The organism is Chryseobacterium sp. (genome assembly GCF_022712095.1).
Taxonomy (GTDB): Bacteria; Bacteroidota; Bacteroidia; order Flavobacteriales; family Weeksellaceae; genus Chryseobacterium.
On record NZ_JALAHD010000307.1, the window covers coordinates 1 to 7,234 of the forward strand.

At 35.6% G+C, this 7,234-nt stretch carries 5 protein-coding genes; 1 reads left to right on the plus strand and 4 read right to left on the minus strand.

Annotated features, from left to right (window positions below; genetic code table 11):
- On the minus strand, positions 1-1,467 hold a 1,467-nt coding region (dacB, locus tag Q0A18_RS15530), incomplete at its 3' end, for a D-alanyl-D-alanine carboxypeptidase/D-alanyl-D-alanine-endopeptidase (protein ID WP_292011075.1).
- A gap of 161 nt (positions 1,468-1,628) precedes the next feature.
- Entirely contained in the window at positions 1,629-4,076 is a 2,448-nt protein-coding gene (priA, locus tag Q0A18_RS15535; RefSeq protein ID WP_292011076.1) for a primosomal protein N', read from the minus strand.
- A 352-nt stretch (positions 4,077-4,428) separates the two neighbouring features.
- On the opposite strand from priA, the gene Q0A18_RS15540 reads away from it, so the two are divergent.
- On the plus strand, positions 4,429-5,181 hold the full coding sequence (locus tag Q0A18_RS15540) for a sulfite exporter TauE/SafE family protein (protein ID WP_292011077.1): 753 nt from the start codon (positions 4,429-4,431) through the stop codon (positions 5,179-5,181).
- A 14-nt stretch (positions 5,182-5,195) separates the two neighbouring features.
- On the opposite strand, the gene Q0A18_RS15545 is transcribed toward Q0A18_RS15540, so the two are convergent.
- Together Q0A18_RS15545 and Q0A18_RS15550 are read right to left on the minus strand one after the other, a co-directional pair.
- A complete protein-coding gene (locus Q0A18_RS15545; protein WP_292011078.1) occupies positions 5,196-6,104 on the minus strand; it encodes an AEC family transporter in 909 nt (302 codons plus the stop codon).
- A gap of 78 nt (positions 6,105-6,182) precedes the next feature.
- Positions 6,183-7,234: glycoside hydrolase family 2 protein (locus Q0A18_RS15550; protein WP_363315995.1), on the minus strand; the 1,052-nt coding region annotated here is incomplete at its 5' end.

The window sequence follows — 7,234 nt, forward strand, 5'->3', positions numbered from 1 at the left end:
ATTAAGTGCAGGTTCCAGAATCATTTCCATTCTCTTTTTTACCATATCTACAGACCCTGAATAATTATTTACTAATAAAGAAAAAACGAGCGTTCTTCCTGAATTCGTTTTCATGTATCCTGCTAAAGTTTTTACTTTATTCAGTGTTCCTGTTTTTGCAAAGATACGTCCGTTTCCTTCTCCGATAAACATTCTCTTTAATGTTCCAGATTGTCCTCCGACAGGTAAAGAGGAAAAATACGTTTTATAATATTTTTCATCCATTAAAGAAGTTAAAAACTTCACCTGAGAAATAGGTGTAACTAAATTATTTCTTGATAGCCCGCTTCCATCCATATAATTTAGTCCGTTCAGATCAAAAGCAACTTCTCTTAAGTGATTAGTTACTACAATCTTTCCGGATTCAGTAGTCTGATCTCCCAATTTTTGAAATCCTACTGTTTTAAGTAAAGCTTCAGCTAAAGAATTATCACTTCTCTGATTTGTATAATATATGATATCCGCTAAAGTAGGTGATTTATAAACAGAAAGCATTTTTCTGCTCTCCGGTGAAGAGTCTGTCATTTTAGGGATTACTTTACCCGTTACGGTCATTCCGCTTTTTGCCATGGTAGCTTTCAGTGTATTGGCCAGATAGGATGGCGCAGCCGGTAATGTAGTTGTCAGATTACCTGCTCCTTCATATTTATCCGCATACACCATTTGGTTGGCATAAGGAGAAATATAGAAATATCTCTTATCTGCCGAAAGATTGCTTAGCTTTTTAGTGATCAGCTTTTCATTAGCAGGATTGATCTCACGAGTAGTCCCTACCGGTAAATAATAGTTACCGCTTTCCATCCACACAACATTTTCCGGAAGTCTTGAAATATTACCTTTGAAAAGCGCTGTCTGGATAATAATATCTCCATTTACCTTTTTGATTCCTTCCTGTGAAATTCCACTCATAAAATCTGAAACAATCTCTCTGTAAGACAATGCCCCTGCTTTATTAGTTCCTAGAGACGGATCACCGCTTCCTACAATATAGAGATTCCCGTTGAGAACTCCATTTTCATCCACAGTACCTGAATATTCCAATTGGGTCATCCAACGATAATTTTCCCCCAACATATTCATTGCCGTTTCGGTGGTTAATAATTTCGTTGTAGAAGCCGGAACCAAAGGTGTGTTTTCGTTATACGAAGAAATAATTTTCTTTGTTTTCGGATCATAGACTACGAATCCCCAACTGGCATTTTTAAGTACCGGATCCGCCATCATTGTGTTCACATTAATATCTAATAGCTCTTTTGGAGATAAAATCGCTTTCTCAACAACTGACGTAACAGGTGAAGGTAAATTAAGATTACTTTTCTGATTTTCGTAAGCCTGAGAATATAGAGCTGTAGAAACGGTAGTCTGAGCGAGGATTAAACCAGAAGCCAATACCGTGATACCTGAAATATATTTTCTGAAATTTAACATCTAATCTTCTTTTTGTGTTCATAGTTTTGGATGATAACAACATGGATTAGTTAAATCTGATTACCACCCCAAACATTTAATCAACGACCAAATGTAGATATTATTGTTATAAATCAGTCTATCAGGTTGTTATAAAAGGTGGTAAAATATGTTAAAAGTTGTTAAAAATCCACAAATATATCTTTTCTGATACTTTGATAAGCTGTAATTTCATCAAATTCATTCAAACTTAATAAAATCATCGTTTTAAATTTTTCATAATTTTTACCTCTTGGAAGCTTCAGTAAAATCTGAAACTGATAGAGATTATTAAGTCTTGCAATCTGAGCTTTCTCCGGTCCTAAAACACATTCTTCAGGAAGATATTTTTTGAGAATGGAACCCAGAAATTGAGAAGCCCGGTTTACTTTATCTTCTTTTCGATGCTTAAGCTCTATCATAATTAATTTGGTGAACGGCGGGTAATGAAACTTTTGACGTTCACTCAGCAGATAATTATATATTTTAGCTACATCATTCATTTTGATCAGCTGAAAAACAGAATGATCAGGATTATAAGTCTGAATGATAATCTTCCCTTTACCTGAGGTTCTTCCTGCTCTTCCCGATACCTGAGTAATTAACTGATAGGCTCTTTCTTCTGCCCTGAAATCCTGTACATACAATAAAGAATCCGCTTTAGGAATTACTACCATTTCAATATGATCAAAATCCAACCCTTTGGAAATCATCTGTGTTCCTACAATAATATCCGTTTCCCTGTCTTCAATCTTTTCATAGAGTTTTTCGTAAGCAAACTTCTTGCGCATAGAATCTACATCCATCCTATCCACTTCAGAATCGGGAAAAAGCTTTGAAACCTCTTCATGAATCTGCTCTACTCCTACCCCTCTTTCATTAAGGTTTTCAGAATGACATTTAGGACAAACCCTCGGTTTGGAAGCCCTCTGTCCACAGTAATGGCATTTCATCTCATTTGCTGCTTTATGATAGGTCATTACCACATCACAGTTGGAACAATAATTCACATAGCCACAGGTTTCACATTCCACTACATTGGCATACCCCCGACGGTTATGGAGGACAATTATCTGATTTTTTTCTTCGAGATTCTTTTTAATTTCCTCAATCAGGTGTAAAGAAAAGTTACCTGACACTTTTTTGGACTCCTGCGCTTCCTTGAAATTAATGAGTTCATATTCCGGTAATTTTACATTTCCGAACCTCTCGTTCAGGAATATATATTTTAATTTATCTTTTTGAGCAAGATAGTAACTTTCAACAGAAGGCGTCGCAGAACCCAAAATGACTCTGGCTTTATAAAAGCCTGCCAATAACAATGCAGCATCTTTTGCATTAAAATAAGGAGCTGCTTCTCTTGGTTTATAAGCTGAATCATGCTCTTCATCTACAACAATTAATCCTACATTCTGAAAAGGTAAAAACAAGGCATTTCTTGTTCCTACCAGAATCCTAATTTCATTATTCCTGATTCTTCTCCATACTTCCACCCTTTCAAAATCCGTCAGCTTTTGATGATAAAAACCAAGTTGCTTACCATATTTTTTCTCTAAACGTTGGGTGATCTGCTTAGTAAGGGAAATCTCAGGAAGTAAGAACAAAACATTCTTTTCTTCCCCGATACTTTCTTCAATTTTATCCAGATAAATATGAGTTTTTCCTGAAGATGTCACTCCATGAAGCAGGACATTTTTATTTTCTTTAAAAGCTTCATCAATTTGATGTTTTGCCAGTATCTGATTTTCAGAAAGTTCTTCCAGCTCTTCTATCTCCCCTTCATAACTTTCCAAACGATCTTTCTGCAAATAGTATTCTTTAATAAAACCTTTATCTATTAGTGGTTTACAATGAGAATGAGCAAAATATCCATCATCAAACAATTCAGATTTCTTGATCTGGATATCAGGATTTTCTGTTTGAATAGATAATATTTTCAGAAACAATTCCTTCTGCTTGGGCGCCCTGTCAAGTTTAGAAAGGATCTCCATAAGACTCTGGTTGTTCAGAAAATTTTTATTGATCTTGATATAAGCAACCTCCCTGGCTTTATACTTCTCCGCTATTTTTTCATCTATTTCAATATACTGGAGATCAATAAGAGAATTAATAGTTTTAATAATATCTTTTTTAGGGATAAATGCTTCAATATCTGTCAGATTAATCAATTGCCTTACTTCAAGAGCCTGGATAAGATACATTTCATTGACATCCAGATTTTCAAAATCGACACTTACATTGGGTTTTAATTTTAAATAAGTTTCACTTTCCAGTTTCAATGAAGAAGGAAAGGCAAAACGATAAATTTCCCCCAAGTTGCACAAATAATATTCAGAAAGCCAATTCCAGAAAGCGATCTGCTCCTGAGGAAGAATAGGGCGTTCATCCAAAATACTGATGATCTCTTTAGGAACAAAATTTTCCGGCCGGGTATTGTGGATTTCAAAAACAATCCCCGTATAGATTTTCTTTCCGCGAAAAGGGACTAAAACCCGCATTCCAACCTGAATGGAGGACATTAATTCATCTGGAATCTTGTAAGTGAAAGATCCTTTTAAATTTAACGGTAAAACTATCTGGGCGTATTGCAAGGGAAATAATTAAAATGTAAAATTAGAATATTCTTTAGAGAACTGCAATTTTTTGTTAGAGCTAAAAAGGAATTGAAATTTTTATCTTATTACTGATTATTTTGTCTGTCCTAGGGATGGAGGTGTTTTCACTTATGATATACTGCTACTTTTTATCGCAAAGTTTTATTTTTGATACCGGATAGTTTATATTTGACTCCGCCACTAATTAAGCCAGCTGCACAGAATCAATTAAAAATCGACATCTTTCTATACCTTAAAAAAACAACACCCATATTTCTATGGATTTCTCAATTAATTGAGAAAAAATAATCTTTTTCTCTCTCTGTTTTATTTATTACTTTTAAGGGCTATGGAAAGTTTCATTTTATTGTTTGCCATCGGTCTTTTGGCAGGTGCTATTAATGCGGCGGCCGGTGGTGGTTCCTTTATTACATTTCCTGCTCTTATTTATGCGGGAGTACCCCCCATTCAGGCGAATGCTTCAAGTACGGTTGCTTTATTTCCAGGAAGTCTGGCAAGTGCCTGGAAGTTCAGGAAATATATACAGCCGTTTCCCAATATTTCAATAAAAATAATGGCTGTTCTCACCTTAGCAGGAGGATTAACGGGAGGATTACTCTTACTTTATACTCCTTCTGCAGGATTCAATATTGTTGTACCCTGGTTATTGTTAATCGGTTCTCTGGCATTCGCATTTGGCAGACAAGCAGGAAATTTATTGAGAAAAAGAATGCAGATCGGACCATGGTTAGTATTGAGTGCGCAATTTCTACTGGGAATTTACGGGGGATATTTTGGTGGTGCCGTAGGAATTATGATGATGGCCGTGTGGTCTTTATTCGGGCTTTCTGATATTAAAGTAATCAATGCCAATAAAACACTTTTCACAGGTCTTGCCAATGCTGTTGCTGTGATCATATTTATCGTCGCCGGCAAGGTATACTGGGCTGAAACAAGTACCATGATGGTGGCCACAATATTGGGAGGATATTTCGGTGCTCATTTTACCCAAAAGCTTGATCCTGTAAAATTGAGAAAGGGAATTATCTTCTTCAACTTTATTATTACAGCTATATTTTTTATCAAAACTTATTTTAAATAAATACCGGAAAGCATCTAAAACAGCAGATTAATAATTTCATACCAGACTGCCGTAGTGAAGAAGCCAACAATAATACTGAATCCTATAATCAAATTGGTTAATTTAGTATTCAGCCGGAATTGTTCTGCAATTATACTTGAAGTGACTACGGTAGGCATTGCCGCCTCAAAAATGGTAATCTTTGCTACATCTCCTTTGATACCAAATAACAAAGCCAGACAAAGAACCATAGCAGGTGCAAGAATTAATTTATACAGCATCGAAGTTGAGATCTGCGGAATCAGTTTTTTCCAGCCATTGAATTTCAGCTGAAGCCCTACAGAAAATAATGCCAAGGGACTTACTGTAGCTGCCAATTTATCAAAAAAGGGTTCCGCAACCGTAAAGTCTATAAACTGAGAAAGACTTAGAGCTCCGATACATCCCAATAACGGAGGAAATGTAATTAAACGTTTTAAAATAAACTTTGCACTTACCTTTCCTGATTTACTTCCCCCTTTTACTGCCGCAATAATTCCTAATGTAGAAAGGGCCAGGAACATAGTCTGATCACATATAATGGCTATACTTAATAAACTTTCCCCATAAAAAGCACTGATAAGCGGAAAACCGATGAAAGACGTATTACTGTAACCACTTGCTAATTCCATAGTGCTTCTGGATCTTCTGGAATAGCCTTTCTTTTTGCTGTAAAACAACATAAAAACAACACTGAAAACAGCGATAAGAAAAGTAGCGACAATCGGAAAAAGCATATCCAAAGTCCAGTTTACTTTGGGTAAGTATTTAAAGGAAACAGCAGGTAACGCAAGGTACAGAATCCATGTATTGATTCCCTTGTGAGCGTCCGGATGGATAGATTTTGTTTCTTTGAATACCATTCCTGCCAGAATGCAGACCCCTATCAAAACAAAATTTACCATAATTTTAAAGAAATATGATACAAAGGTAAGATGGATTTTTTAGTTAGAGCCGGAAACATCATTTTTTTTGCATAAAATTTAATATCTCATCACATCCCAAAGACTCATAACTTTTACTTTTTCTAATGGTTTAGAAAGTTTTATCCTTTTCTTTTCATTGGGTAACAGATCAAAGAAATTATCACTGAAATGAGTTTCTTTTATAGTATTCTCTGATGTATTACTCATCAGATAAAGATCTTTAGCCAGAACATCCGTACTTATTTCAATTTCATCAGGAGCAATCTTTGTAATCTGAATATGAGGCTGAGCCAACTTCAGATCTTTAGGCTGGGAAAAGAAATAATTATTTTGAGCAATAATATTATCGGATTGATCCTTGAGGATTAATTTCAGAAAAGTTTCATTCCTCAGGGAATGGAATGCTGATTTTATAGGCTCGAATTTAATAATCCCTTTGAAGATCTTTTCACTAGACTTCAAGTCCAGTTTATTCAACACTTTTCCATCAAATTTTATCACTTCAACTTCGAGATGAACATTTTCATATTCTTTAAGGTCATCATTTACCGCATAAAAATGTAATGTATTTTCTTTTTCTTCGGTAAGTATAATCTGAGGAGCAAAACTTCTTTTCACCTGATAGTGTAAAGCTTTCCAATTTCCGAGGTAGTCTATGGAAGACCATGAAACCGCCGGCCAGCAGTCGTTCAGCTGCCAGTATAAGGTTCCCATATTGTAAGGCTTTGCTCTGCGATGTGCTTCAATGGCCATCTTAATTCCCCGCGCCTGCAGTAATTGGGAAACATACTGATAATCAACAAAATAATCAGGAACATTATAATCTCTTTTCATATAGGTTTCAATGATTTCCCAGCCTCTTGTATGTTTTTCATGGTTTTTTATCACCGGATTTCTCAAGCTAAAATCAGGTTTCATCATCAAAAACATAGATCTTAAGGTTTCTAATGTTGGCATTCCCTGAAACCCATATTCAGACATGAAACGCCCAACTTTTTCATTATAAACTTCAAAAGGCTGTTCTCCCCACCAAACTCCCCAATAATGAGAATCTCCTTCAGTAAGGCTTTCAGGGTGTCCCCATCCTATAGATGGAGAACTTGGCCAAT

Bases quoted from the DNA above. Each gene is read 5' to 3' on its own strand.
- Q0A18_RS15540 (WP_292011077.1), top strand. From the start codon at position 4,429: ATGGAAAGTTTCATTTTATTGTTTGCCATCGGTCTTTTGGCAGGTGCT.
- Q0A18_RS15545 (WP_292011078.1), bottom strand. From the start codon at position 6,104: ATGGTAAATTTTGTTTTGATAGGGGTCTGCATTCTGGCAGGAATGGTA.